The sequence below is a fragment of the Bradyrhizobium manausense genome (assembly GCF_001440035.1).
Taxonomy (GTDB): Bacteria; Pseudomonadota; Alphaproteobacteria; order Rhizobiales; family Xanthobacteraceae; genus Bradyrhizobium; species Bradyrhizobium manausense.
The window spans coordinates 161,853-185,666 of the sequence record NZ_LJYG01000026.1 but is presented as its reverse complement, the minus strand read 5'-3'; the positions used below and the strand labels follow the sequence as shown (position 1 = coordinate 185,666).

Annotated in this window: 26 protein-coding genes and 1 pseudogene; 14 read left to right on the top strand and 13 right to left on the bottom strand. The window is 65.1% G+C overall.

The features are described from left to right. Window positions 1-44 precede the first annotated feature (44 nt). The 6 genes from AOQ71_RS05845 (at window position 45) to AOQ71_RS05825 (ending at window position 3,683) form a co-directional block, all read left to right on the top strand. Window positions 45-401: a dihydrodipicolinate synthase family protein gene (locus AOQ71_RS05845; protein ID WP_083513969.1), complete on the top strand. Its 357-nt coding sequence runs from the start codon at window positions 45-47 to the stop codon at window positions 399-401. A 127-nt stretch (window positions 402-528) separates the two neighbouring features. After that, entirely contained in the window at window positions 529-720 is a 192-nt protein-coding gene (locus AOQ71_RS05840; protein ID WP_057742993.1) for a hypothetical protein, read from the top strand. Between the two features lie 18 nt (window positions 721-738). Further along, entirely contained in the window at window positions 739-1,116 is a 378-nt protein-coding gene (locus tag AOQ71_RS05835) for a hypothetical protein (protein ID WP_057742991.1), read from the top strand. 100 nt (window positions 1,117-1,216) lie between these two features. Next, entirely contained in the window at window positions 1,217-1,345 is a 129-nt protein-coding gene (locus tag AOQ71_RS49625; protein WP_283809573.1) for a hypothetical protein, read from the top strand. A 94-nt stretch (window positions 1,346-1,439) separates the two neighbouring features. Next, on the top strand, window positions 1,440-2,075 hold the full coding sequence (upp, locus tag AOQ71_RS05830; RefSeq protein ID WP_057742989.1) for a uracil phosphoribosyltransferase: 636 nt from the start codon (window positions 1,440-1,442) through the stop codon (window positions 2,073-2,075). A gap of 33 nt (window positions 2,076-2,108) precedes the next feature. Continuing rightward, window positions 2,109-3,683: an AMP-binding protein gene (locus AOQ71_RS05825; protein ID WP_057742987.1), complete on the top strand. Its 1,575-nt coding sequence runs from the start codon at window positions 2,109-2,111 to the stop codon at window positions 3,681-3,683. On the opposite strand, the gene AOQ71_RS05820 is transcribed toward AOQ71_RS05825, so the two are convergent. Next, complete coding sequence (locus AOQ71_RS05820; protein ID WP_057742985.1) at window positions 3,680-4,846, bottom strand: acyl-CoA dehydrogenase family protein; 1,167 nt, start codon at window positions 4,844-4,846, stop codon at window positions 3,680-3,682. The two genes, AOQ71_RS05825 and AOQ71_RS05820, sit on opposite strands and share 4 nt — an antisense overlap. A 249-nt stretch (window positions 4,847-5,095) precedes the next feature. On the opposite strand from AOQ71_RS05820, the gene AOQ71_RS05815 reads away from it, so the two are divergent. Further along, the gene (locus tag AOQ71_RS05815) at window positions 5,096-5,947 is read left to right on the top strand and encodes an HpcH/HpaI aldolase/citrate lyase family protein (RefSeq protein WP_057743195.1); all 852 of its coding nucleotides are present in this window, start codon (window positions 5,096-5,098) and stop codon (window positions 5,945-5,947) included. Window positions 5,948-6,013: 66 nt separating this feature from the next. Here the strand turns inward: AOQ71_RS05815 and AOQ71_RS05810 are convergent, their stop codons facing one another. Then, complete coding sequence (locus AOQ71_RS05810; protein WP_057742983.1) at window positions 6,014-6,430, bottom strand: hypothetical protein; 417 nt, start codon at window positions 6,428-6,430, stop codon at window positions 6,014-6,016. Between the two features lie 396 nt (window positions 6,431-6,826). On the opposite strand from AOQ71_RS05810, the gene AOQ71_RS05805 reads away from it, so the two are divergent. Together AOQ71_RS05805 and AOQ71_RS46235 are read left to right on the top strand one after the other, a co-directional pair. Then, window positions 6,827-7,045 (top strand): hypothetical protein, encoded by a 219-nt coding sequence (locus tag AOQ71_RS05805; protein WP_057742981.1) that lies wholly within the window; start codon window positions 6,827-6,829, stop codon window positions 7,043-7,045. Next, window positions 7,042-7,218, top strand: coding sequence for a hypothetical protein (locus tag AOQ71_RS46235; protein WP_167353965.1), 177 nt, complete (start codon window positions 7,042-7,044; stop codon window positions 7,216-7,218). The genes AOQ71_RS05805 and AOQ71_RS46235 overlap by 4 nt, the downstream gene beginning before the upstream one ends. A gap of 70 nt (window positions 7,219-7,288) precedes the next feature. Here the strand turns inward: AOQ71_RS46235 and AOQ71_RS05800 are convergent, their stop codons facing one another. The 5 genes from AOQ71_RS05800 to AOQ71_RS05780 form a co-directional block, all read right to left on the bottom strand. Beyond that, window positions 7,289-8,365, bottom strand: a complete 1,077-nt coding sequence (locus AOQ71_RS05800) for a trypsin-like peptidase domain-containing protein (RefSeq protein WP_057743192.1) — start codon at window positions 8,363-8,365, stop codon at window positions 7,289-7,291. Window positions 8,366-8,585: 220 nt separating this feature from the next. Further along, window positions 8,586-8,879, bottom strand: a 294-nt coding sequence (locus tag AOQ71_RS05795) for a hypothetical protein (RefSeq protein ID WP_245316732.1), incomplete at its 3' end; no start/stop codon positions are given. Window positions 8,880-8,964: 85 nt separating this feature from the next. Next, the gene (locus tag AOQ71_RS05790) at window positions 8,965-9,456 is read right to left on the bottom strand and encodes an Hsp20/alpha crystallin family protein (protein ID WP_057743190.1); all 492 of its coding nucleotides are present in this window, start codon (window positions 9,454-9,456) and stop codon (window positions 8,965-8,967) included. A gap of 74 nt (window positions 9,457-9,530) precedes the next feature. Continuing rightward, on the bottom strand, window positions 9,531-9,992 hold the full coding sequence (locus AOQ71_RS05785) for an Hsp20 family protein (protein WP_057742975.1): 462 nt from the start codon (window positions 9,990-9,992) through the stop codon (window positions 9,531-9,533). Between the two features lie 210 nt (window positions 9,993-10,202). Next, window positions 10,203-11,504 (bottom strand): MFS transporter, encoded by a 1,302-nt coding sequence (locus tag AOQ71_RS05780; protein ID WP_057742973.1) that lies wholly within the window; start codon window positions 11,502-11,504, stop codon window positions 10,203-10,205. Between the two features lie 373 nt (window positions 11,505-11,877). On the opposite strand from AOQ71_RS05780, the gene AOQ71_RS05775 reads away from it, so the two are divergent. The 3 genes from AOQ71_RS05775 to AOQ71_RS05765 all read left to right on the top strand — a co-directional run bounded on the left by AOQ71_RS05775 (window position 11,878) and on the right by AOQ71_RS05765 (window position 15,703). Continuing rightward, window positions 11,878-13,092 (top strand): ABC transporter substrate-binding protein, encoded by a 1,215-nt coding sequence (locus AOQ71_RS05775; protein WP_057742971.1) that lies wholly within the window; start codon window positions 11,878-11,880, stop codon window positions 13,090-13,092. 8 nt (window positions 13,093-13,100) lie between these two features. Then, window positions 13,101-14,834 (top strand): FAD-dependent oxidoreductase, encoded by a 1,734-nt coding sequence (locus tag AOQ71_RS05770; RefSeq protein ID WP_057742968.1) that lies wholly within the window; start codon window positions 13,101-13,103, stop codon window positions 14,832-14,834. A 77-nt stretch (window positions 14,835-14,911) separates the two neighbouring features. Next, window positions 14,912-15,703 (top strand): IclR family transcriptional regulator, encoded by a 792-nt coding sequence (locus AOQ71_RS05765; protein WP_057742965.1) that lies wholly within the window; start codon window positions 14,912-14,914, stop codon window positions 15,701-15,703. 125 nt (window positions 15,704-15,828) lie between these two features. On the opposite strand, the gene AOQ71_RS05760 is transcribed toward AOQ71_RS05765, so the two are convergent. The 4 genes from AOQ71_RS05760 to AOQ71_RS05745 all read right to left on the bottom strand — a co-directional run bounded on the left by AOQ71_RS05760 (window position 15,829) and on the right by AOQ71_RS05745 (window position 20,319). Beyond that, window positions 15,829-16,533, bottom strand: a complete 705-nt coding sequence (locus AOQ71_RS05760; RefSeq protein ID WP_245316731.1) for a GntR family transcriptional regulator — start codon at window positions 16,531-16,533, stop codon at window positions 15,829-15,831. Window positions 16,534-16,635: 102 nt separating this feature from the next. After that, window positions 16,636-17,379, bottom strand: a complete 744-nt coding sequence (locus AOQ71_RS05755) for an aspartate/glutamate racemase family protein (protein ID WP_057742960.1) — start codon at window positions 17,377-17,379, stop codon at window positions 16,636-16,638. A gap of 9 nt (window positions 17,380-17,388) precedes the next feature. Continuing rightward, window positions 17,389-18,654 (bottom strand): NAD(P)/FAD-dependent oxidoreductase, encoded by a 1,266-nt coding sequence (locus tag AOQ71_RS05750; RefSeq protein ID WP_057742957.1) that lies wholly within the window; start codon window positions 18,652-18,654, stop codon window positions 17,389-17,391. Between the two features lie 3 nt (window positions 18,655-18,657). Next, window positions 18,658-20,319, bottom strand: coding sequence for a thiamine pyrophosphate-binding protein (locus AOQ71_RS05745; RefSeq protein ID WP_057742954.1), 1,662 nt, complete (start codon window positions 20,317-20,319; stop codon window positions 18,658-18,660). A 271-nt stretch (window positions 20,320-20,590) separates the two neighbouring features. On the opposite strand from AOQ71_RS05745, the gene AOQ71_RS05740 reads away from it, so the two are divergent. Next, window positions 20,591-21,427 (top strand): transporter substrate-binding domain-containing protein, encoded by an 837-nt coding sequence (locus tag AOQ71_RS05740; protein WP_057742952.1) that lies wholly within the window; start codon window positions 20,591-20,593, stop codon window positions 21,425-21,427. Between the two features lie 245 nt (window positions 21,428-21,672). Then, a complete protein-coding gene (locus tag AOQ71_RS05735; RefSeq protein WP_057742950.1) occupies window positions 21,673-22,989 on the top strand; it encodes an MFS transporter in 1,317 nt (438 codons plus the stop codon). Window positions 22,990-23,006: 17 nt separating this feature from the next. Here AOQ71_RS05735 and AOQ71_RS46230 read toward each other — a convergent pair whose 3' ends face one another. Both AOQ71_RS46230 and AOQ71_RS47240 read right to left on the bottom strand, forming a co-directional pair. Next, window positions 23,007-23,165 carry a hypothetical protein gene (locus tag AOQ71_RS46230; protein ID WP_167353964.1) on the bottom strand — a complete coding sequence of 53 codons (159 nt, stop codon included), beginning with the start codon at window positions 23,163-23,165 and terminating at the stop codon, window positions 23,007-23,009. 107 nt (window positions 23,166-23,272) lie between these two features. After that, window positions 23,273-23,814: pseudogene (locus AOQ71_RS47240) on the bottom strand (carboxylesterase family protein); the annotation flags it as partial.

The window sequence follows — 23,814 nt, the reverse complement described above, 5'->3', positions numbered from 1 at the left end:
GGCTTATGGCGTTCCTATGAGATCGCTGCGCGCTCTCTCTCGAAATCCTATCCACTGAGAAAGATATTGATCGGGCGGCTGCCTATATCGCCGGCGGCGGCGACGGCGCGATCTCGGAAGTCTGCAACATTGCGCCCGATCTCTGCCGCACGATTTTCTCGCAAATCAGGCAGGACCGTCTGCAAACAGCGCGCTACCTGCACAAGCGCCTCGTTCCGCTGATCGCGTGCCTCGGCAAAGAGAGCCCGGCGGCGCTCAAATATGCGCTGAGCACGCTGGGCCTGATGTCGCCGGCAACCAGGCTGCCGATCGTGCCGCTGGATGACGCCGCGCGGGCCGAGGTCATCAGAGCCTTCGTGGCGATTGCCGATGAGGAACTGATCGACGGCATCGGCGCGTAGGAGGCGCCTTTATGGCGCTCCTATATGACTGCACCGCCGCCCCTCTCGCATTCCTATGCTGCAATGCGCATCATGAGAGGCAGGTTGGGGCGACCGTCGCGTCGCCCCACGGGCAAGGACGACCGACATGTCGATGCTGACGCAGGGGTTTGAACGGCCGTCCGGCTGGGCTGAGCGCCCGGCGCTGACCTCCAGGGAACGCAAGGCCAAGCTCAAGCACGTCGCATTGCGCGCGCTGGCCGTGCTCACGATGGGCGGCGTCCTTGCCGCGTTCATCGCGCTGAAGACCGCCATCTATGTCTGGCACCTTCACGCCTGACCGGCAATGGAGACCCCAATGACCCTGCAGATGTGTGAGGAGGCCGCCATGGCCGCGATTGCTCTTCAGACCACTCATCGCCAGCCGCGACAGGTGCCGGCGCCAGAACTCAAGCCGCTGGACCCTGATGTCGTCAGCGACGCCATTCCGGCCTTCTTCATCGGCCGCAACGCTGCCGGCCTCTGGGTCGCACGCGAGGCGCGCGGGCGCATCGGCGGCCTGTTCGTGCTCAAAAGCTCGGCCGTCGACTTTGCCAGCCGTCAGAGCGCGCCGGCGCGGTGCGCGCTGGTGTTCCCCCTCGAGACTATCGAGCTCGACATCGAGAATCGCGGCAATCCGCTGATCGTGCTGGCCGCGCTAGCCGGGCGAGTCCTGAAGCGGCTCGCTGCGAGGTGACGTGCCATGGTCGAGCTCAAGATCGTCATCCTGTTCGTACTGGTGGCCGCGCTGCTGCTCGGCCTGCGCGTCACCGCTGCGCCCGCCTCGGACAGCTAGCATGCCACTTCTCAAGGGACATCTCGAGCACGCGGTCACCACGACGATTCTGACCATGACGTTGAGCCTGATCTGGGGCGCGATCCTGACGATCGTGATCACGCTCGCGGCGCGCGGCCTCGGCGTCTAGCTCCCGTCGCACCGCCCTGACAGGGTTTCGTCCCTTGCGGAAAACGCCCCGGCCGATCTGGCGCAGCTTCGCGGAACCGTGTTAGATCGGCCGCATGAGCACATCTAGCGTCAACGTCGTCGCCCACCCCCTGGTCCAGCACAAGCTTTCGCTGATGCGGGAGAAGGACCGCTCCACCAAGAGCTTTCGCGATATCCTGAACGAGATCGGGATGCTGCTCGGCTACGAGGTGACGCGCGACCTGCCGCTGGAGCTGGTCGACATCGAGACGCCGATCGCCCCGATGCAGGCGCCGAAGATCGCCGGCAAGAAGCTCACGCTGGCGCCGATCCTCCGCGCCGGCGTCGGCTTTCTCGACGGCATGCTGGCGCTGATGCCTTCGGCGCGCATCGCTCATATCGGGCTCTACCGCGATCCCGAAACCTTGCAGGCCGTGGAATATTACTTCAAGGCGCCGCAGGACCTGTCGGACCGTACCGTGATCCTGATGGATCCGATGCTGGCGACCGGCAACTCGGCCTGCGCCGGCGCCACGTTGCTCAAGGCGCGCGGCGCCCGCGACATCCGCTTCGTCTGTCTGCTGGCGGCCCCCGAAGGGATCGCGCAGTTCGAGAGCGAGCACCCTGATGTGCCGATCTGGACCGCCGCGATCGACGAGCGGCTCAACGATCACGGCTACATCGTGCCGGGTCTCGGCGATGCCGGCGACCGGATGTTCGGCACCAAGTAGACAGGTTTGCGCGATCGGGCTACTCCGGTTGCCATGCATGCCGACGATGCCTCACTGCATTCGCTGATCGAATCGGACACAGCTGCCGATCCAGCCTTCCTGTTCGACGGCACGCCCGTCTCGCGCGCGGAGTTTGCACGGAAGGCCGAACAGACCGCGGCCTGGCTGGCCGCACAGGGCATCGGCAAAGGCGACGTCGTGGCGGTCTGGCTGGTCAACCGCGTGGAATGGATTGCGCTGCTGTTTGCCGCCGCCAGGCTGGGAGCGATCGTCGCCGCCGTCAATACCCGTTATCGCAGCGCCGAAGTCGCGCATCTGCTGAAGCTGTCAGGCGCAAAGCTGCTGGTGATCGAGGCGGCGTTCCGCTCGATTGATTTCGCTGCCATTCTCGCCGACATCGCCAAGACCGATGTCCCCGCGCTGCAACAGCTCGCGGTGGTCGGCGCGGATGCGGTTCCTGCGCAATGGCCCAGTGTGCGCTTCGACGCCTTCGACAAGCATTATCCCCCGGCTCCAGCTCAGCACGACATCGATCTGCCCGTGTTGCTCTACACCACATCGGGCACGACCAAAGGGCCAAAACTGGTGACGCATTCGCAGCGAACGCTGGCGAGCCACGCCAAGGCCGTTGCCAAAGCGCTTCAGCTTTCGCCGCAGCGTCATGCCCTGCTGGCGATGCTGCCGTTCTGCGGCACCTTCGGCATGACGAGCCTGCTCGGCTTCGTCGCCGCCGGCGCCACCGTCCACGTGCTCGACGCCTTCGAGGCGGCGCCGGCGCTGAAGATCCTTGCCGAGCACAAGATCACCCACAGCTTCGGCTCCGACGAGATGTTCCGCCGTATCCTTGCGCTGACCGACGCAAGGCGGCCGTTCCCGCATCTGCAGGTCTGCGGCTTCGCCGCGTTCCAGCCCGGCTGGCGCGAGCTGGCCGCGGAGGCCGAGGCACGCGGCCTGCCGCTGTTCGGCCTCTATGGCTCGAGCGAGGTGCAGGCGCTGTTCTCGATCGGGCGCGCCAGCGACGCCTTCGCCGACCGCATCGAGGGCGGCGGCTGGCCGATGTCCCCGGATGCGAAAGTCCGCGTACGCGACACCGAGACCGGCGAGCTTGCGCCGCAAGGCGTCTCCGGCGAGATCGAAATCAGCGCGCCATCGTGCTTCCTCGGCTATTTCAACAATCCGCAAGCCACCGGGGATGCGATCACTGCGGACGGCTTCTTCCGCACCGGCGATATCGGCCGCCTGCGCGGCGGCGCCTTCGTCTATGAGACCCGCGCAGGCGATGCGATGCGGCTCGGCGGCTTCCTGGTCGCGCCCGGGGAGATCGAGGACGAGCTCAAGTCCTGCGCCGGCGTTGCCGACGCCCAGGTCGTCGCAGTCGATCTGAAGGGCCAGGCGCGCTGCGTCGCTTTCGTGATCGCGGCCGGAGCTCCGCCGCGTCAGGAGGTGCTGACGGCGCGCCTGCGCCAGCGGCTCGCCGGCTACAAGATTCCGGCACGGATCTATGTCGTGGATGCCTTCCCGGTCACCGACAGCGCCAATGGCGTCAAGATCCAGCGCGCAAAGCTCCGCACCATCGCGATGGAGCGGATCGCGGCCGAACCGAGCTAATACGACTTGGCAAGCCCCAGCACCTTTTCCGCGATGAAGCTCAGTGCGAGCTGCGGGCTGACCGGCGCGATGCGCGGGATCAGGATCTCGCGCAGATAGCGCTCGACGTGAAACTCCTTGGCGTAGCCGAACCCGCCATGGGTCATCACCGCCTGCTCGCAGGCATGGTATCCGGCTTCGCCCGCGAAATATTTTGCGGCATTGGCGCCAGCGCCGCAGGGCAAGCCCTTGTCGTATTGCCAGGCGGCCTGCATCACCATCAGCCAGGCCGCCTCGAGCTCGATCCAGTTCACCGCGAGCGGGTGCTGGATGCCCTGATTCTTCCCGATCGGCCGGTTGAACACGATTCGGGTCTTGGCGTATTCGGTCGCGCGCGACAGCGCGAGCTTGCCGAGGCCGACGGCTTCCGCCGCGATCAGGATGCGCTCGGGGTTCATGCCTTCGAGGATGTATTGAAACCCCTTGCCCTCTTCGCCGATGCGGTCCTCGATCGGGATCTCGAAATCCTCGAAGAACAGCTCGTTGGAATCGACGATCTTGCGGCCCATCTTCTCGATCTCGTGGACCTTGATCCTGTTGCGGTCGAAATCGGTGTAGAACAGGCTGAGGCCATGGGTGGGCGAGCGCACCTCCTCCAGCGGCGTGGTGCGCGCCAGCAGCAGGATCTTGTGCGCGACCTGCGCGGTCGAGATCCACACCTTCTGGCCGTTGACGATGTAGCGGTCGTTCTTGGCAACGGCGCGGGTCTTGAGCTGGGTGGTGTTGAGCCCGGTGTTCGGCTCGGTGACGGCGAAGCACGCCTTCTCGCGGCCCTCGACCATCGGCGGCAGCATGCGCTTGCGCTGCTCCTCGGTGCCGAACACGACCACGGGGTTGAGTCCGAACACGTTGATATGCACGGCAGACGCGCCGGACATGCCGGCACCGGATTCGGCAATGGTGCGCATCATGATCGCAGCTTCGGTAATGCCGAGGCCCGAGCCGCCATATTCTTCGGGAACGCAGATGCCGAGCCAGCCGGCGTCGGCCAGCGCTTTGTGAAAATCGTGCGGGAAGCCGCCGTCGTGGTCCTTCTTCAGCCAATAGGCGTCGGGGAAGGCTTCGCAGATCTTGGCGATGGCGTCGCGAATGGCTTCCTGCTGATCGGTGAGCGCGAAATCCATGGTCTTGGTCTCCCTGTTGGGAGCCGCGATTGCGCCATCTCCCGATCGCGTTCCCCGCGTAAAGGCCATGGCGCTTGCCGCGCCCGACATGCCCTGGCTTTTCGGTTTTTTAGCTCGAAAAACCGCATACCGATACGTGAATTTGTCCATCAACTGTGTCTAACATGCATGGCGTCATGCGGCGCAAAGCGACGCGCGCCGTTATTTCGTAAGGAGGGAAACCGCGATGATGCACAAGAGGCCGGCCTGATGCGTTCGATGCTGTTCGTGCCAGGCGATTCCCCGCGCAAATTCGAGAAGGCGAGCGAAGGCAAGGCCGACGCCCTGATCATCGATCTCGAGGACTCCGTCGTCACCGACAAGAAGCCCGAGGCGCGGACCCTGACGCTTGCGATGCTCAGGAGCCGCCCCGGCCCGCACCAGCTCTATGTCCGCATCAACGCGCTCGACACCGGCATGACGCTGAGCGATCTCGCGGCCATCATGCCGGGCAAGCCTGACGGCATCGTGCTGCCGAAATCGCAAGGCGGCGATGACGTGCGCCAGGTTGCGACCTGGCTTGAAGCGCTGGAAGCAGCATCCGGAATCACAGCAGGCGCAACACGCATCGTCTGTGTCGCGACGGAAACCGCCAGCTCGATCTTCGGGCTCGGCAGCTACAGGGGCTGCTCCCCTCGCCTTGCCGGCTTGATGTGGGGCGCGGAAGATCTTTCCGCCTCGCTCGGCGCGACCGAGAAGGCGTCGGGCGGCGTGTTTCACAGCCCCTACCGCCTCGCGCGCGATCTGTGCCTGATGGCGGCGGCCGCGGCAGAAGTGGCGCCGATCGACACTGTCTATACCGACATCGACAATCTCGCAGGCCTCGAGCAGGAAACCCGCGCCGCGCGGCGCGACGGCTTTTCGGCGAAGGCGCTGATCCATCCCAAGCATGTCGACATCGTCAACGCGGCGTTCGCGCCGACCGACGCCGAGCGGGCATGGGCGGAGAAGGTCATCGCCGCGTTCGCGAGCCATCCAAACGCCGGCACGCTGCGCCTCGACGGCCAGATGATCGACAAGCCGCACCTTCGCGCCGCGAAGAAGATCCTGGGCCAGATCTAGAGAAGTGGTCGCGCTGATGGCGCGGACGGTGGATCGGCTGCGGCCGAAGACCACCGCGGCCTGGTTTCAGTCGAATCCCTGAACGGGTGGCGTCGTGGTTGCCGCTGGCGCCGCAGGCGCAACTTGAGCCGGTTGCGACACGGGAGCGGCTTGGACCGGCGGATTGCCGGCGGCGCTCATCTGACCGTTGGCCTCCATCGCCTCGCGGGTGCGTGGGGGCGCACCGGCGGCCCTCGCCCCATACGCCTCGCGACGTGGCGGCTGCCGGTGTCTTGCCGAGCGCGAACCTCTCATGCCCCATGACCGGGCGATGGCAGGACCGGCGGTATAGCCGATCACGGCGCCCGCGACGGCACCGACCGGCCCCAGCACGACCGCGCCGGACACGGCTCCGAGCGCCGCCGAGCCGGCGCGCTCCTGCGCAACGGCGCTTGCGGGCACGGCGGCCAGCATCACAACGGCGGTGATCAGAGCTTTGTTCATGGAGTGCCTCCCTCACCGGAAACCACTCCTTCTCAAATATGGCCACAGGAGGTTCGCTTGCCGGCCAACAAAAGGCAATCGATGGGGGAACCCGGCGGTGGAAGCGGCGATGACCTTAACCTCGCGAGCGCTAGGCGTCGCAGATCGACGTTCACCGGAGGTCGTCATGCATCCACGTTCTTTGTGCCGCGTAACAAGGCGTGGATGGCCGGGACAAGCCCGGCCATGACGATGTGAGCCGGCGGATTTCACTACGGCGACGAGCTCGACCTCGTGGTGGCCGGCGTTTGGCAAATCTCTTGACACGAAATTCGCGCTGCATATTTTTGCGGCGAGAACAGTGTTTCTCACCCTGGGAAATCAAAGGATCCAACGCGACCGTCTGGAGAGACGACGATGCTCGATGAGAATTTGGCCCGGATTCGTGCACATCGTAACAACATCCACCGTTACCGGCGTCTTCTGAAGACCAGGCTGTCGGAGCTCGAACGCCAGTTCATCGAGAGACGTCTCACGGAAGAAAGGTCGGCGCTCGAAAGCCTGACCGCGGCGACTTTCCCGGTTGCTCTCTCTGCCACCCAGGCGCCGATCGATGTGAGAGGAGCAATGCAATGATCAGCCAGCGAGAGCTGCTCATTCGCGGCAGCGAAAAGGTGATCGGCCATTACGAACTGCTCCTGGCAGGCGCAAAGTCCGAGCAGGAGCGCGAGCTCTATCTCCAGCGGATCGAACGCGAGCGAAGGCTGATCCGCGACTTGCAAGGCGAGCAGGATCACCGCGCGGCTTGAGCCGCGATGTCATGCGGCTCACTACCCTCGCAGGGGATACACCGCTGATCCTCGGCCCGCTGCGACCGATTCAACGAACGAGGCGATTGGGCCCCGCGAGGGCGCTGCTGGATTCACTCGCGGGCGCGATCCTGACGCTCACGGTGAGCGGAACGCCGTTCCGCGAGACCGAGAGCCTCACATCCTCGCCGACGCGGGCAAGGCCGATCGTGTTGCGGAGCTGGGCGGCGGTGCGGATCGGGCGGTCGTCTGCTCCGGTGACCACATCCCCCCTGCGCAGGCCTGCCTTTTCCGCAGGCGAATCCGCGGCCACTTCGGCAATGACGGCGCCTTGAATCAATCCCCTGTTGGCCGAGGGATGCAGATCGTTCAGCGAGATGCCGATACGGCCGCGCTCGACGCGACCGTTGGCGATGATCTGCTCCATCACCTTGCGTGCCATGTTGACCGGAATGGCAAAGCCGATGCCGACATTGCCGCCGGCCGGCGAGATGATCGCCGAGTTGATGCCGACGAGTTCTCCGCGCAGGCTGACCAGGGCCCCGCCGGAATTGCCCGGATTGATGGCGGCGTCGGTCTGGATGAAATCCTCATAGCCCTGTTTGCCGATTCCAGTCCGGCCCAGCGCGCTGACGAGACCTGACGTCACGGTCTGGCCCAGCCCGAATGGATTTCCGATCGCGAGCACGAAGTCGCCGACTTCGAGCGCGTCGCTGTCGCCGAAGGGGAGTGCCCTGAGCCCGGTCGGGTTCTGAATCTGGAGTACCGCGACATCGGTGGGTGGATCACGTCCGACGACCTTCGCGGAAAACTGCCGGCCATCCTTGGTCGTGATCTGGACGGCGGAGGTGCCTTCGACCACGTGATTGTTGGTCAAGACATAGCCGCGCTGGGCATCGACGATCACGCCGGAGCCGGTCGCGTTGACCTCCTTCTCGATCTGCCTGGGGACGTCGAAGAACTCGCGAAACATCGGGTCGCGGTACAGCGGGTTATCTTCCCGCACGCGGCCGTGCACGGAGATGTTGACCACGGCCGGCGTCACCTGACGCACCAGCGGCGCCAGGGTCGGCAACGAGCCGCCGGTCTTCAGGTCGGGAATTTGGCCGGCAGCAGGCTGCAACGCCGTGGGCGTCAGCACCAGCATCGCCAGCAGGAGCAAACGCACGCGTCTTCAGTACCTGCTACCTTGCCTGGGATTGGAACGTAAAAGCTCTTGCCTCAGATCTCGGCACGCGCCCCGGCGACGAGGCCTTGCAGAGCCAGAAATGGAACCGCCCAGACTGCCGAAGCCTGGCCGAGCAGCACGAGCCCGAGAACAGTCTGTGTGAGCATCATGCGCTTTGACCCTCGGCGGCGGCCCATGNCCGCATCGGGACGCCGCCGCCGCGCGGCGGGTCGTCATTGTCGTTGTCGCCGTCGAGCTTGCGCAGGGCGGCCAGGATATCGGCGAGCCGGACCGTGTGGCCCATGCCGGGGATCTCGCGCAAGGCGGGACAGGATTCCACCGCGTACATGTCGGACGCCCAGGACGACAGAATGACCCGCTTCTCCGGCGTGGAGAGATCCTGTGCATTCAGGACCTCGGTAGGTGAATCGTAGTGGGCGGCGGGATGAAACAGCGGATTGAGATTGCCGAAATTGGTATTCACGTTGGTCATCGGCGGTTGCCTCCCTCATGCTCCTTTCAGGGACGGGTTCGTTGACGGGGGACGGCGGCGCCAAAGGCCGCCGTCCGGCTTGTTGCTATTGCGTATTGATCGCGATGCGCTTGACGCCTTCGCGCGCCTTCTCGGACTTCGGCAGCGACACGGTCAGGACGCCGTTCCTGAACGACGCCTCGGCCTTGTCCTCCTCGACGCCTTCCAGCGGGATCTGCCGCTCGAAGGCACCATAATAGCGCTCGGTGAAGTACCGGCCCTCGCCGTTGCGCTCCGCCTTCTTCTCGCCGCGGACAGTCAGGACGCCATTGGCGATCTCGACCTGGACGTCCTTCTCGGTCAAGCCGGGAAGCTCGGCAGACACCGTCAGTGTCTTGTCGGTCTCGCTCAGTTCGACCTTCGGCCAGCCGAAACGGCCTTCCATCAGCGGCGACAGACCGGACCCACTGACGCCGCGGAAAACGTCGTCGAACAGACGGTTCATCTCGCGGTGAAGCGTCAGGAAGGGGTCGAAATAGTCCCGCGTGGGCGCAAGCTCCTGGTTTCTCGACCAGGGAATGAGGTCACGAAAAGCCATGCTTGTCTCCTTCATGCATCGGGAGCGCGGCGCGCATTGCACGCCGCGTTCCGCCGTTGGACCGATCGAGCGCTTTAGGCTGCTTTCTTCTGCTCGATCTGCGATGCCGCAGGAGCGCCGCCCGCGATCGGAATCCGACGCGGCTTCATGGCTTCCGGGACCTCCCGGACGAGGTCGATGATCAGGAGCCCGTCCTGGAACGAGGCCTGCTTCACCTGGACATAATCTGCGAGATTGAACACGCGCCGGAACGGACGCGCGGCGATGCCCTGGTACAGGTATTCGCGCGCGGCGGTCTCGGGCTTCCTGCCCTCGATGGTGAGCGCGTTCTGCTCGGCCGTGACGGTGATATCACTGGTGCTGAAACCCGCCACCGCAAGGCTGATCCGGTAATGGTCCTCGCCGGAGCGCTCAATATTGTAGGGGGGATAGTTGTCCTCGGTCGCCTGGCGCAGCGTGCTGTCGACGAGGTCGGCCAGGTGATCGAAGCCGATGGTGGAGCGCCACAGGGGCGCAAAGTCAAAACTGGTCCTCATAACCAAGTCCTCCAAAGAGCAAGATGGATACGAAGGAGCGCAGGACAGGGTATCAGACGGGTCCGACGACCGGCCCGGCGCCCGCACCGGGCCCGATCTGGCGCCCGGCACACCGCTCTCGCGGCGAAAAATCAATTAGAAAAACGGCTGGCGATTTCAAGGGGGAGGCTCGAAAAATTTTTGGCCGCCCAGCCGGTCCCCCGGGATACCTCAGGACTTCAGCGCGTCGCGCGCCGTCTCCGGCGTCATCAAGGTCGCAATGATCGTGATGACCGACAGCGCGATGATGTAGAGCGACACCGGCCAGGACGTGCCGGTCCAGCCGAGCAGCGCGGTCGCGATCAGCGGCGAGAAGCCGCCGCTCAAGGCGGCCGCGACATTTGCCCCGAGCGAGGCGCCGCTGTAGCGCACCTTTGTGCGGAACAGTTCCGGCACGAACGCCGCCTTCGGCCCGAACAGCAGCGCATGCGTCAGCGTCATCGTGACGACGAGCGCGAGCGTGATCAGCACCGGCTCCCTGGTGTCGAGGAACCAGAACAGCGGAAAGGCAAGCGCCACCGTGAATACGCCGCCGGCAACATACAGCGCCTTGCGGCCGAAAAGATCGGAGAGCCAGCCGGCGAGCGGCAACGTGGCGAACTCGACGAGCGCGGCATAGACGACAGCATTCAGGATCACCTGGCGCGGAAGGCCGAGTTTTGTCGTGGCATAAAGCACGGTGAAGACAGTGAGGAGATAAGCGAGCCCGACTTCCGAGATCGTGATGCCGATCGCCAGCAGAAAGCTGCGCCAGTCGCGGCGAAGCACCTCCCACACCGGCTGCGCCAGCACCTCCTTGCGCTCGACCACCTCCTTGAAGTGCGGCGTCTCCGCAAGCTTGAGCCGTACGATGAGACCGACGCCGACCAGCAGAATGCTGATCCAGAACGGCACGCGCCAGCCCCAACTCAGGAAGTAGGCCTCGGGCAGTTGCGTCATCAGCCCGAACATGCCGGTGGAGGCAGCCACGCCGACGGGAAAGCCGATTTGCACCAGGCTGCCGTAGAAGCCGCGCCTGTTACCGGCGTGCTCGACCACCATCACGACCGCGCCGCTCCACTCGCCGCCGAGGCCGATGCCTTGCACAAAGCGCAGGATGACAAGCAGGATCGGCGCCCATACGCCGATTTGGCTGTAGGTCGGCAGGCAGCCGATCAGGAAGGTGCCGAGCCCCATCGCGATCATGGTCGCGACCAGCATCCTCTTGCGGCCGAGCCGGTCGCCGTAATGCCCGATGATGGCGCCGCCGATCGGCCGCGCCAAGAAACCGACCGCATAAGTGGAGAATGCCGCCAGCGCGCCGACGAAGGGATCGAAGCTCGGGAAGAACAGCTTGTTGAGCACGAGCGCGGCCGCCGTGCCGTAGATCAGGAAGTCATACCACTCGATCGCAGTGCCGAGCGCACTCGCCCACACAACATGCGTCGTCGTCGATCGCTCCGTTTCGCCGGAGACCCCTGTTGCCGCCGTCATTGCCCATCCGCCCCAAGAGATCCCGGGAGCATCATGGCCAATCGTGGTGTGGGTTGCAACTTGTCCGCGCAATGCCGTCAACCCGGATCACAGCGGGAGAGGATGCTCACAACTGCTTCAACAACGTCGTTGCGCGGAGCCCTTGCGACGAAGCAATCCAGACTGTCTCCGCGGAAAGATTCTGGATGGCTTCGCGTCGCTCGCAATGACGGGTGCTGAGGCAGTTGCGCACACGTCTCCGCAGCGCTTCTCGGCGAGCAAGGAACTCTCATTGACGCCTGTATTTGTCATTGACAAACTTATTCGCTAATATCTAATTTACCGCCATAACAACCGGCCGCACCCAAGCGGCCAATAACGAGAGGAAACATCGATGAGAGGGCTTTTGGCCTGCGCCATGCTCGCGGCCATGACTTCGGCTGTCATGACCCATGTCGCGCGCGCGCAGGTCTCCGACGATGCAGTGCGGATCGGCGTGCTGACGGATCTGTCGAGCTGGGGCCGCGACAACTCCGGGCCGGGCTCGGTCGAGGCCGCCAGGATGGCGGTGGAGGAGTTCGGGCCGACCGTGCTCGGCAAGCCGATCGAGATCATCAGCGCCGACCACCAGATGAAGACGGACGTGGGCGTGCAGATCGTGCGCGGCTGGTTCGACAATGGCAAGGTCGACGCGGTGGTCGACATCCCCAATTCCGGCATCGCCATCGCCGTGCACAACATGGCGCGCGAGCGGGGCAAGATCGCCCTGCTCTCCGGCCCCGGCGCGAGCTCGCTCACCGACGAGCTGTGCAGCCCGAACACAGTGCACTTCACCTACGACACCTACGCACTGTCGAAGGTGACGGCGTCCGCCGTGATCAAGGAAGGCGGAAAATCCTGGTACTTCATCACCGCGGACTACGCCTTCGGCCAGCAGCTCGAGAAGGACGCCACGCGCTTCATCAACGAGATGGGCGGCAAGGTGCTCGGCGGCGTCAAGCACCCGACCAATACCGCGGATTTTTCGTCCTTTGCGCTGCAGGCGCAGAGCTCCAAGGCTGACGTCGTCGCCTTCGCCAATGCCGGCCAGGATACGGACAACGCCATCAAGCAGTCCGGCGAGTTCGGCCTGGTGCAAGGCGGCCAGAAGCTCGTCGGCCTCTTGATGTTCGACACCGACGTGCACGCGATCGGCCTGAAGTCGGCGCAGGGCACCTACATGACGACGGCGTCCTACTGGAACATGGACGAGGCCACGCGGGCATGGTCCAAGAAATTCTATGAGCGCACCAGGGTGATGCCGACCATGATCCATACCGGCGTCTACGGCTCGGTGCTGCATTATCTCAAGGCCATCAAGGCTGCAGGCACGGACGACCCCGCCAAGGTGATGGCCAAGATGCGCGAGCTGCCGATCGAGGATATTTTCGTCCATGGCGGCAAGTTGCGCGAGGACGGCCGCGTCATCCGCGACATGTATCTGGCCAGGGTGAAGGCGCCCGAGCAGTCCAAGGAGCCCTGGGATTATCTTGACATCATCAAGACCGTGAAGGGCGAGGATGCCTTCCGCCCGGTCTCCGAATCCAAATGTCCGCTGCTGAAGCAGTGAGGTGAGACATGGCCGGCAGCGAGCATAGCGCAAGCGAAATATACGAGTGCGACGTGCTCGTGGCCGGATCAGGCTGCTCCGGCATGTCGGCGGCGATCACCGCGAGATATCGCGGCCTCGACGTGCTGATCGTCGAGAAGGAACCGCGCTTCGGCGGCACCACCGCGCGCTCCGGCGGCTGGCTGTGGATTCCCGGCACCGCCCTGGCGAAAGCCTACGGCATCGAGGAGACGCCGGAGCAGGCCCGTACCTATCTGCGCCACGAGGCCGGCAACAATTTCGATGCGGCGCGCGTCGATGCGTTCCTCAGCGCCGGTCCCGAGGCGGTGGATTTCTTCACCACCAAGACCGCGCTCCGCTTCGACATGCCACTGGTGTTCCCCGACTATCACGCCGAGGCGCCCGGCGGCGCGCAAGGCGGTCGCTCCATGGTGACACGCCCGTTCGATGGCCGTGAGCTGGGCGACCTCATCAAGACGCTCGGCATGCCCCTGCCCGAGCTCACCGTGTTCGGCATGATGCTGGGGTCAGGCAAAGAGATCATCCATTTCATGCGCGTCACGAAGTCGCTGACGTCAGCGGTCTATGTCGCAAAGCGGCTATCGCGCCACCTGATGGACGTGCTGCGCCACGGCCGCGGCATGACCTTGACCAACGGCAATGCGCTGGCGGGTCGGCTCGCAAAGTCCGCGCAGGATTTGAAGATCCCGATGTGGTTGTCCTCGCCGGTGCGCGAGCTGACGGTCGAGAATGGCACGGTGACCGGCGCGATCGTGTCGCGCGAGGGACGCGACGTCCGCGTCCGCGCGCGGCGGGGCGTCGTGCTCGCCTGCGGCGGCTTCCCGCATGATGTCGAGCGCCGCAAGAAGATGTTTCCGCATGCACCGACCGGCGCCGAGCATTTCTCGCCGGGGCCGACAGGCAATACCGGCGACGGCTTGCGCCTCGCCGAAAGCGCGGGCGGACATATCGAGGATCGCCTGCCGAACGCGGCGGCCTGGGTCCCGGTGTCGCTCACGACGCGCAAGGACGGCTCGAAAGGCGTGATGCCGCACTTCATCGATCGTGCCAAGCCCGGCGTGATCGCGGTGATGCGCGATGGCAAGCGCTTTGCCAATGAAGGCAATTCCTACCACGACTTCGTCCAGGCCATGATCAAGGCGGCCAGGCCCGGCGAGGAGATCGCCGCCTATCTCGTCTGCGATCACAAGACGCTGCGCAAATACGGCCTCGGCTGCGTGCCGCCGTTCCCGATGCCGCTGGGACATCATCTCGCGAGCGGCTATCTCATGCGCGGCGATACGCTGGAAGCGCTGGCGGCAAAGGCCGGCATCGACGCGAAGGGCTTTGCGGAGACAGTCAGGCAGTTCAACGCGACCGCGCCGCTCGGACAGGACCCCGCCTTCGGCAAAGGTTCAAAAGCCTATAACCGCTACCAGGGCGACGCGCTACACGGTCCCAATCCTTGCGTCGCGCCGATCGAGAACGGCCCGTTCTACGCCATCAAGATGGTAACAGGCGATCTCGGCACCTATGCCGGTATCGTCACCGACGAGAACGCGCGCGCTCTCGACGCCGAAGGCCGGGTGATTCCCGGGCTCTATGCCGCCGGCAACGACATGGCGAGCATCATGGGTGGCAATTATCCCGGCGCCGGCATCACGCTTGGGCCGGCGCTGACCTTCGGCTACATTGCCGGGCGACACCTTGCCGACTGCGCCACCAAGCGCGACGCGGCGTAGAGCATGATCCGGAAAAGTGTGCAGTGGTTTTCCGAAGAGATCATGCTCAAACAAGGACTCAAGCGCATCGGGAACGCATGAAGAAAGAAAGCCGCGGCATCCAATCGATCGAGGTCGGCGGAGAATTGCTGCGCGCGCTCGCGAGATGCGGCGAGCCGATGATGCTGCGCGATCTCGCGCGCGAAGCCGGCATGACGCCGGCCAAGGCGCATCCTTATCTCGCCAGCTTCTCCCGCATCGGGCTGATCGAGCAGGACGAGACCACCGGCCGCTACGAGATCGGCGCGCTGGCGCTCGAGCTCGGACTGATCAGCCTGCGCCGCCTCTCCGGCGTGCGCATCGCGCAGCCGAAGATCGCGGCGCTCGCAAGCCAGATCGGCCACGCGGTCTCGCTCGCGGTCTGGGGCACGCACGGCCCGACCGTGGTGCAGCTGGAAGAGCCCGGCCAGCCCGTCCACATCGTCATGCGCGCGGGATCGGTGATGGCGCTCTTGGAGACGGCCACGGGGCGTGCCTTCGCAGCGTTCCTGCCGGAGAAGACCATCAACGCCGCGCTCGAAAGCGGGCTCGATCGCCAGGGCGTCGGCTACAATCCGAAGCGGCCGGTGAAAGGCAAGGTCGCGGAGATGCTGACCGAGGTCCGCAAGCACGGGCTCGCCCGCGCGCTCGGCGATCCCCTGCCCGGCGTGAACGCGTTCGCCGCACCGGTGTTCGATCATGCTGGCCATGTCGCGCTGGTCATCACCGCGATGGGGCCGGAAGGCACGTTCGACGCGCGCTGGGACAGCCCGATCGCGCACGCGCTGCGCGATTGCGCGGGGGGTATTTCGAAGCGGCTCGGCCATGGGATGACGGTCGCGGCGGAGTAAACTCGCCCAGTCGTCGTGGCGGAAGCCAGAAATCGCACGGCGGGCAAAGCCGCACTTGCGCCGTGCCCACGATTAGGTGGTGGGCACGCTTCGCTTTGCCCACCCTACGATACTGCAGAAGAACCTCAACTCGCCCCAGCTCTCAGCGCCGCCGGCATATAGATCTGCGCATAGCCTTCCTTGATCGCGGAGGTGATGCGATCGAGGCGGCGGTCGATGTGCTTCTCCAGCACCGAGACGCAGACCTCTTCGTTGCGTGCCATCAGACCCTCGACCACCGCGCGATGCTCGGCCTGGGTGTTGGTACGGTTGATGCTGTCCATGTCGATCCAGCGCACGAAGCGGATGCGGGCGTTGACGTTGCGCAAGACGCGCAGCATCTCGGCATTGTTCGACATCGCCATCAGCCGCTCGTGAAAAGTCTCGTCCAGCTCGACGAGCTCGACCGACGTGCGGTCGCCGGGATCGGGGCCGGTGGCCTCGAGGAATTTCAGCAGCGCGTCGATATCTTCGTCCTTGGCGCGCTTGATGGCGAGGCGGACCGCGGCGACTTCGATCGACTTGCGCAGCTCGTAGAGATCGAAGATCTCGTGGGCGTCGAGCTCGCGGCAGAAGAAGCCCTTGCCCGGCGTGAAACGCAGAAAACCTTCGGTGTTGAGACGGTTGAGCGCTTCGCGCAGCGGCGTGCGGCTGACGCCGAGGCGCTTGGCCAGCTCGCCTTCGTTGAGCCGCTCGCCCGGCTTGAACTCATAGCTCACGGCCATGGCCTTGAGCTGTTCATAGACGCGATCGACGATACTGTCGGAGGCCAGTTCCACGTTGCTCATCATCAACTGCATTCATGCCCGAACACAGCCAAATATACCGGGGCTGCGGCGGCGATTGCAATGCAAACAACAGCAGAGGTGCGAGGAGCTGTGTGACATCAGGAATCAGCCGAAGGTGCGCGGGCGCAGTCCGGCATGAAACCAGGTGATCATGGAATAGATGTCGTAAACGGGCAACCCGACTTCGGCCTGCAGCGCTGCCGCATAAGGCGGCATGTTGGTGCATTCGAGCACGATGGCGCCGACGTCGGGGTTTTTCGCGACCAGCTCTTTGCCGGCCCCGACCACGTCCCGCTCGGCCTGCGCGACGTCCATGTCATCCTTCTCGGCCTTGATCAGGACGCGGAAAAACTCCTTGCCGTGCTCGGTGCCGACCACCGGCGTATCGAGCGGCACGCCGGCACCTTCGAGATGGGCCGGCGTCAGGGTCGAGCCCGATACCGTGACGAGGCCGACGCGCTTGCCAGGCGGCAGGGTCGCCTGCACCCACGGCACCTGCATCAACGACGAGGTCGCAACCGGCACGCCGACCGCAGCGGCGATCTCCTTCTGGAACAGGGAGAGGAAGCCGCAATTGGTGGTGATGGCTTCGGCCCCGAGCCGCACCAGGTCCTTCGCCGCATCGATGAAATCAGGCAGCAGGCCAGCCGCGCCCTTCAGCACCACCTTCTCCGGCGACGCCCCGCTCACCACGCGATAGAGCACGGGGAAGGGCCAGGTCGTGCCGTTGCCCATGTCGCCGGGGATGCGCGGAAAGCGAGCTTCCAGCATCAAAATGCCGAGCGGCGCGCCGTAGATGGCCTTGCCGCCACGAGCGATGCGGGATGAGGAACTGGACGTATAAGTCATGTTGCAAGCTCAGAGGAAGCGATCGGGAGAAAACGGCGCGAGCGGAATTTCGGGCGGCTTGCCGCTCAGGAGCTGGGCGACGAGGCGACCGGTGCGCGCCGAGCCGACCAGGCCGACATGACCATGGCCGAAGGCATAGACGATGTCGCGCGAGGCGCGGGAGTAGCCGATGCAGGGACGTCCGTCCGGCATGCTCGGACGATGGCCGAACCACATCTTGATGCGCGAGGCCGGAATGTCCCTCGGCAGTTTCGGAAACATGCTGAGAAGGTGGTCGCGCAGAATCTCCGCGCGCTTCCAGTTCGGCGCGGCCGCAAGGCCCGCGATCTCGACCGTGCCGGCGGCGCGCAAGCCCTTGTTGGTCCAGTTCGCCACCATCTTGGCGTCGGAGGCCATCATCGAGCTGCGCGGACCTACTTCCGGGTTCTCGATCATGACGTGATAGCCGCGCTCGGTTTCGAGCGGGAGGGAATCGCCGACAGACGCAGTCAGCTGCTTCGACCGCGCGCCCGCGGCCACCACAGCGGCATCGCAAGCAATCTCGCCGGTGTCGGTGAGAACGGCGACGAGCTTGTTGCCGCTCAGCTTGAGCCCGGTTGCCTTGGCACGAACCAACTTCGCGCCACCAGCCAGCGCGTGTTGGGCAAGCGCGGCAACATAAGCGCCGGGATCGCGGCAGCGTCCGGCCTCCTCCACCACCACACCAAAGGTATAGCGCGGATGCAGATCCGGCTCGCGCTGACGCATCTCGTCGGCGTTCAGCTCCAGCCATTCGACGCCAACCTTCCTGCGCAGGCGCCAGCCGAGATCGTTGTCGAAATTGCCGCGCGACGGGAACACATGCATCACGCCGTTGCGCTCGACCAGCTCAGGCACGCCAGCTTCTTCCGCCAGCTTCCGGTGCAACAGCGGCGCGTCCTTCAGGAGGTCGCGCAGCGCGAACGCTGTCTTCTCGACACGCGCCTCGGTCCAGCCCGACAGCAGATATTTGATCAGCCAGGGCAGCGCCTTCGGCAGATATGACCAGCGGATCGCGAGCGGGCCGAGCGGGTCCATCAGATAACCCGGCACCTTCGTCCAGACGCCGGGCTCGGCCGGCGGGATCACCGAATGCGACGAGAGCCAGCCGGCATTGCCGTAGCTCGCCGCCTGCTCGCCACCGGGCTCGCCCGGATCGATCAACGTGACGCGATGCCCCTCGCGCAGCGCCTCGATGGCGCTGATCACGCCGATCGCGCCGGCCCCGATGATGGCGACGTGGCGACCCTCTGCCATCGCTTACGTCTTCACCGCCGGGGTGAAATCCTTGCCGACCGAGATCGCGCGGGGATCGATGATACAGTGGAGGATCGACGGCTTGCCGGAAGCGAGCGCGCGCTCGAATGCCGGTGCGAATTCCTCGGTGCGCTCGACCCGCTCGCCATGGCCGCCGAACGCTTTCGCGTACATCGCGAAATCAGGATTTTTCAGCTGGGTGCCGACGACGCGGCCGGGATAGTCGCGCTCCTGGTGCATGCGGATGGTGCCGTATTGCGAGTTGTCGACCACGATCACGATCAGCGGCGCGTCATACTGCACGGCGGTCGCAAACTCCTGGCCGTTCATCAGGAAGCAGCCGTCGCCGGCGAAGGCGACGACGACGCGGTCAGGATATTGCCGCTTCGCCAGCACGCCGGCCGGCACGCCATAGCCCATCGAGCCCGAGGTCGGCGCGAGCTGCGAGGCAAAGCTGTGGAAGCGATGATGGCGATGAATCCAGCCGGCATAATTGCCGGCGCCGTTGCAGACGATCGCATCCTTCGGCAAGCGGTCACGCAACCAGGTCATGACCTGACCGTACTGGAAATTGCCCGGCAGCTCCCGCGCCTTCTCGGTCCAGGCGAGATAATCGGCATGCGCCTTGGCGGCCTCGCCCTTCCAGGCAACAGTGCCCGAAGGCTTCAGCGCTTCCACGGCAGCGGCGAACGCGGCCGGCGTCGCCTGGATCGCCAGCTCCGGCTGATAGATGCGGCCGAGCTCTTCGGAGCCGGGATGCACATGGATCAGCTTCTGCTTCGGCGAGGGGATGTCGAGCAGCGTGTAGGACGAGGACGGCATCTCCGACATGCGGCCGCCGATGAGCAGAATGACGTCAGCGTTGTCGACGCGCGCCTTCAGGCCCGGGCTCGGCCCGATGCCGAGATCGCCGGCATAATGCGAATGATCGGCATCGATCAGCGAGGCCCGGCGGAACGAGGTCGCGACCGGCAGATCGAAGCGCTCGGCAAACCGCGCGATGCTCTTGGTAGCCTCATCGGTCCAGCGCGAGCCCCCGAGAATGACCAGGGGTGCCTTCGCGCCAGCGAGCAGCGCACCGACACGTTCGATGTCTGGTGGCGCCGGCCAGCTCACCGCGGGCTCGATGCGCATGGCGTCGGCCACAGCGGCGGTCTCGGTCAGCATGTTCTCCGGCAACGCGATCACCACCGGACCCGGACGGCCCTGCATGGCGACGCGGAAGGCGCGCGCGACCAGCTCGGGAATGCGGTCGGGGCGATCGATCTCGACGGCCCATTTCGCCATGGAGCCGAATACCGCCTTGTAGTCGAGCTCCTGGAACGCCTCGCGCTCGCGCATGCCGGTGTCGACCTGGCCGACGAACAGGATCATCGGCGTGGAGTCCTGCATCGCGATGTGGACGCCGTGGCTGGCATTGGTGGCGCCGGGGCCGCGGGTGACGAAGCAGACGCCGGGGCGCCCGGTGAGCTTGCCATAGGCTTCCGCCATCATCGCAGCGCCGCCTTCGGCGCGGCAGATCACGACGTCGATCGGGCTGTCGTGCAACGCATCGAGCGCCGCCAGATAGCTCTCGCCCGGCACGCAGGTGACGCGCTCGACGCCTTGCGCGACCAGCTGATCGATCAGGATCTGGCCCCCGGTTCGGGTGTTTCTGATGGTCATGACGGCTCCCTGCAAGCTTTAGCGAACGCGCTGTTGTTCCGAGGTGGCGTAGGACAGGCGGACATGAGGTGCAAGGCCGATGCTGACAGTGCAGAGAGCATCGGCGCGCCACGGCTTCACAAAGTTTTCTCTCGCTTTGCCAACGAAGTAGGCTCTAACCTGCCTCATCGCTCAAATCCCCGGCAAGGCCGCAATACCATATTGCATTATGTTCTGAATACAGAAATAGTCTGCCTGCCGGGCCAGATCCCATCCCCAGGGAGTACCGACAATGAACCGCAGGGACGCACTCACCACCGTCGCGCTGGCGGGCGCCGCAATGGCCGCGACCGCGCCAGTCAAGGCCGACACCGCGCCGACCTCCACGCTCGATCGCATCAAGAAGAGCGGCGTGCTGCGCATCGCTGTCATCGCCGGCCAGGACCCCTATTTCCACAAGGACCTCGCCACCAATCAATGGTCGGGCGCCTGCATCGACATGGCGAATGACATTGCGGGCAAGCTGGGCGCCAAGGTCGAGATGCTGGAATCGACCTGGGGCAACCAGATCCTCGATCTTCAGGCCGACAAGGTCGACCTCGCCTTCGCCGTCAATCCGACGCCGGAGCGCTCGCTCGTCATCGACTTCTCGACCCCGATCCTGGTGCACTCGTTCACCGTCATCACCAAGAAGGGCTTTGCCAAGCCGCAGACCTGGACCGACCTCAACAAGGCGGAGGTCAAGATCGCCGTCGACATCGGCTCGACGCACGAGACCATCGCGCGCCGCTACTGCCCGAAGGCTGACATCCTCGGCTTCAAGACCCGCGACGAGGCGATCCTCGCCGTGTCGACCGGCCGCGCCGACTGCAACGTCTCGCTCGCGGTGCTGTCGATCTTCACACTGAAGAAGAATCCGACGCTCGGCGAGCTCGCGATCCCGCGGCCGATCCTGACACTGCCGACCAATCTCGGCATCCGCGCCGAAGCCGACCGCCGCTACAAGGATTTCCTCAGCGCCTGGGCCGACTACAACCGGTCGCTCGGCCAGACCCGCGAATGGCTGCTGAAGGCCTATCAAACCGTCGGCCTCAGCGCCGACGACATTCCCGGCGAAGTGCAGTTCTGATCGGTCAATCATGTCGGGGACGCGTCAGCCGCGCAGCCAGCGGCTGATCACGTGCTCGAGCCGGTTGCACCGGACACATTGACGCGGATGCCCTGAATAAACCGGGAGGCTGATATGCGCTCCGCCTTACGTGGCGCTTCCGGTGTTGACGCTGATCCACGCGCGTTTAAGTAGGTGAGACAAAGACTGCAGGGATGGCGACGTTTGCTGGGCTGGTTCCCGTTGCCGTCACCTAAGCAGGACACATGACGACCTCGCCTCACGCGACCTCGCCAAGCGCGAAACCGAAATCCCATTCAGCGCCCCCTCATCTCGCCGTCGTCCTGTTCTCGCTCGCGATGGGCGGCTTTGCGATCGGGACCACCGAATTCGCGTCGATGAGCCTGCTGCCGTTCTTCGCGGCCGACCTTCATATCGACGAACCGACCGCCGGACACGCGATCAGCGCCTATGCGCTCGGCGTGGTGCTGGGCGCACCGCTGATCGCGGTGCTCGGCGCAAAATTCGCGCGGCGCACGCAGCTGTTGGCGCTGATGGCCGTATTCGCGCTCGGCAACGCCCTCACCGCGCTGGCGCCCGGCTTCGGTTCGATGGTCGCGGCCCGCTTCCTCTCGGGCCTGCCCCACGGCGCCTATTTCGGCATCGCCGCGCTGGTTGCGGCCTCGCTCGTGCCGCAACACCGCCGCTCGCAGGTAGTCGGCCAGGTGATGCTGGGCCTGACTATCGCCACCATCATCGGCGTGCCGCTGGCCAATCTGATCGGCCAGATGGTCGGCTGGCGCGCGAGTTTCGGCCTCGTGTCGGTGCTGGCCTTGCTCACGATGCTGCTGTGCGCGTCGTTCGCGCCGCGCGACCGGGCCGGCCGGTCGGATCCGCTGCGCGAACTCGGCGCGCTCAAAAGCCGCCGGGTCTGGACCACGCTCGCGATCAGCGCCATCGGCTTCGGCGGCATGTTCGCCGTCTACACGTATCTCGCGACGACCTTGATCGAGGTCACCAAGGTCAGCACCGAGGTCATCCCGTTCTTCCTGGCCATCTTCGGCATCGGCGCCACGCTCGGCAATCTGTTCGTGCCGCGCTTCGCCGACCGCGCCTTGATGCCGACCGCGGGCGGCATCCTGGTGTTTGCGGCCGTGGCGCTGCTGGTGTTTCCGCTTGTGGCCGGCAATCCCTGGCTGCTCGCGATCGACATCTTTGCCATTGGAGCCAGTGTCGCGCTCGGTGCTGTCCTGCAAACCCGGCTGATGGATGTTGCCGGAGATGCGCAGGCGCTCGCCGCCGCGCTCAACCATTCGGCGTTCAACACCGCCAATGCGCTCGGCCCGTTCCTGGGTGGCCTTGCCATTCGTCAGGGGCTCGGCTGGACGTCGACGGGTCCCGTCGGCGCGGGGCTGGCAGTGCTCGGCTTGCTGATCTGGTTCATCGCCTGGCGCGACAACGGCCCTGCGCAGCTCGAACATGTCTCAGGCAGCGACGCCGCGCCAAGCGAAGCAGCTCCGCTGAAGCAGGCGCCGCCGCTGGCGCCGCGTGAGCGAAGCCGTCCCAAGGAACCCGTGGCCTGACGGGGATTGCGACGCGCTCAGAACAGAGCGGCGTTGAGAGCCTGTCCGTAGATCATCGCGGCGACGAGCGAGACCAGGAGGCCCGCGCCCGAGAAGATCACGAGGATCTTCAGGGTTTCGAAATCGACATTGGTTCCCGTCGCGCGGGATATTGCTCTTGCCAGTGCAGCAATCATCGCCAACTCCGAACTCGGCCGCTTGGACAGGGCCTGACTTCATCTAGCGCAGATCGACGCATTCGCCTGTGAAGCAGATTACAGGGCGCGGCTTCGAGCACCCCGTCTCACGCGCTCAGTTCCGCCCACAGGCGGGCACGTGCGCCTTCGTTCAGGGGCACAACATGAAACGGCTGACCGAAGATGGCGAGCGATTCCTTGTGAGGCTCGAACCGCGGCCAGGCCTCCGCAACATCGGGCATGCCTGATGTCACAAAGCGCAGCAGGCTGGTCTGAAACCGTGCTGCGACGTCGATATCGGCAGGCGTCATCGGGCCGCCCTTGCGCTTCAGGATCGGGCGATCGATGAAATCAGGCAGATGCGCCCACAGGCAGGCATTGTCGGCGCCATGCGTCGGCCCCTGCGACAGAAACGGCTCCAGCGCCGGGCGGTGGTCGAACCGGCTGAGCCACACCGCGCCGCCTGCTTCCGCGTGGCTCCGCGCCAGATCGGCCATCGGGCGATGCCAGAACGCATCCGACAGCAGCGCCTCGTACGGGTCCTCGTCGGGACGCACTGAACCGCGATAGCAGGCCAGCAGCCGTTCCCAGCCGGCATCGCCGAAAGCAACGCGCAAATTGCGCTCGGTGGTGCGGATCATCGCGGCGG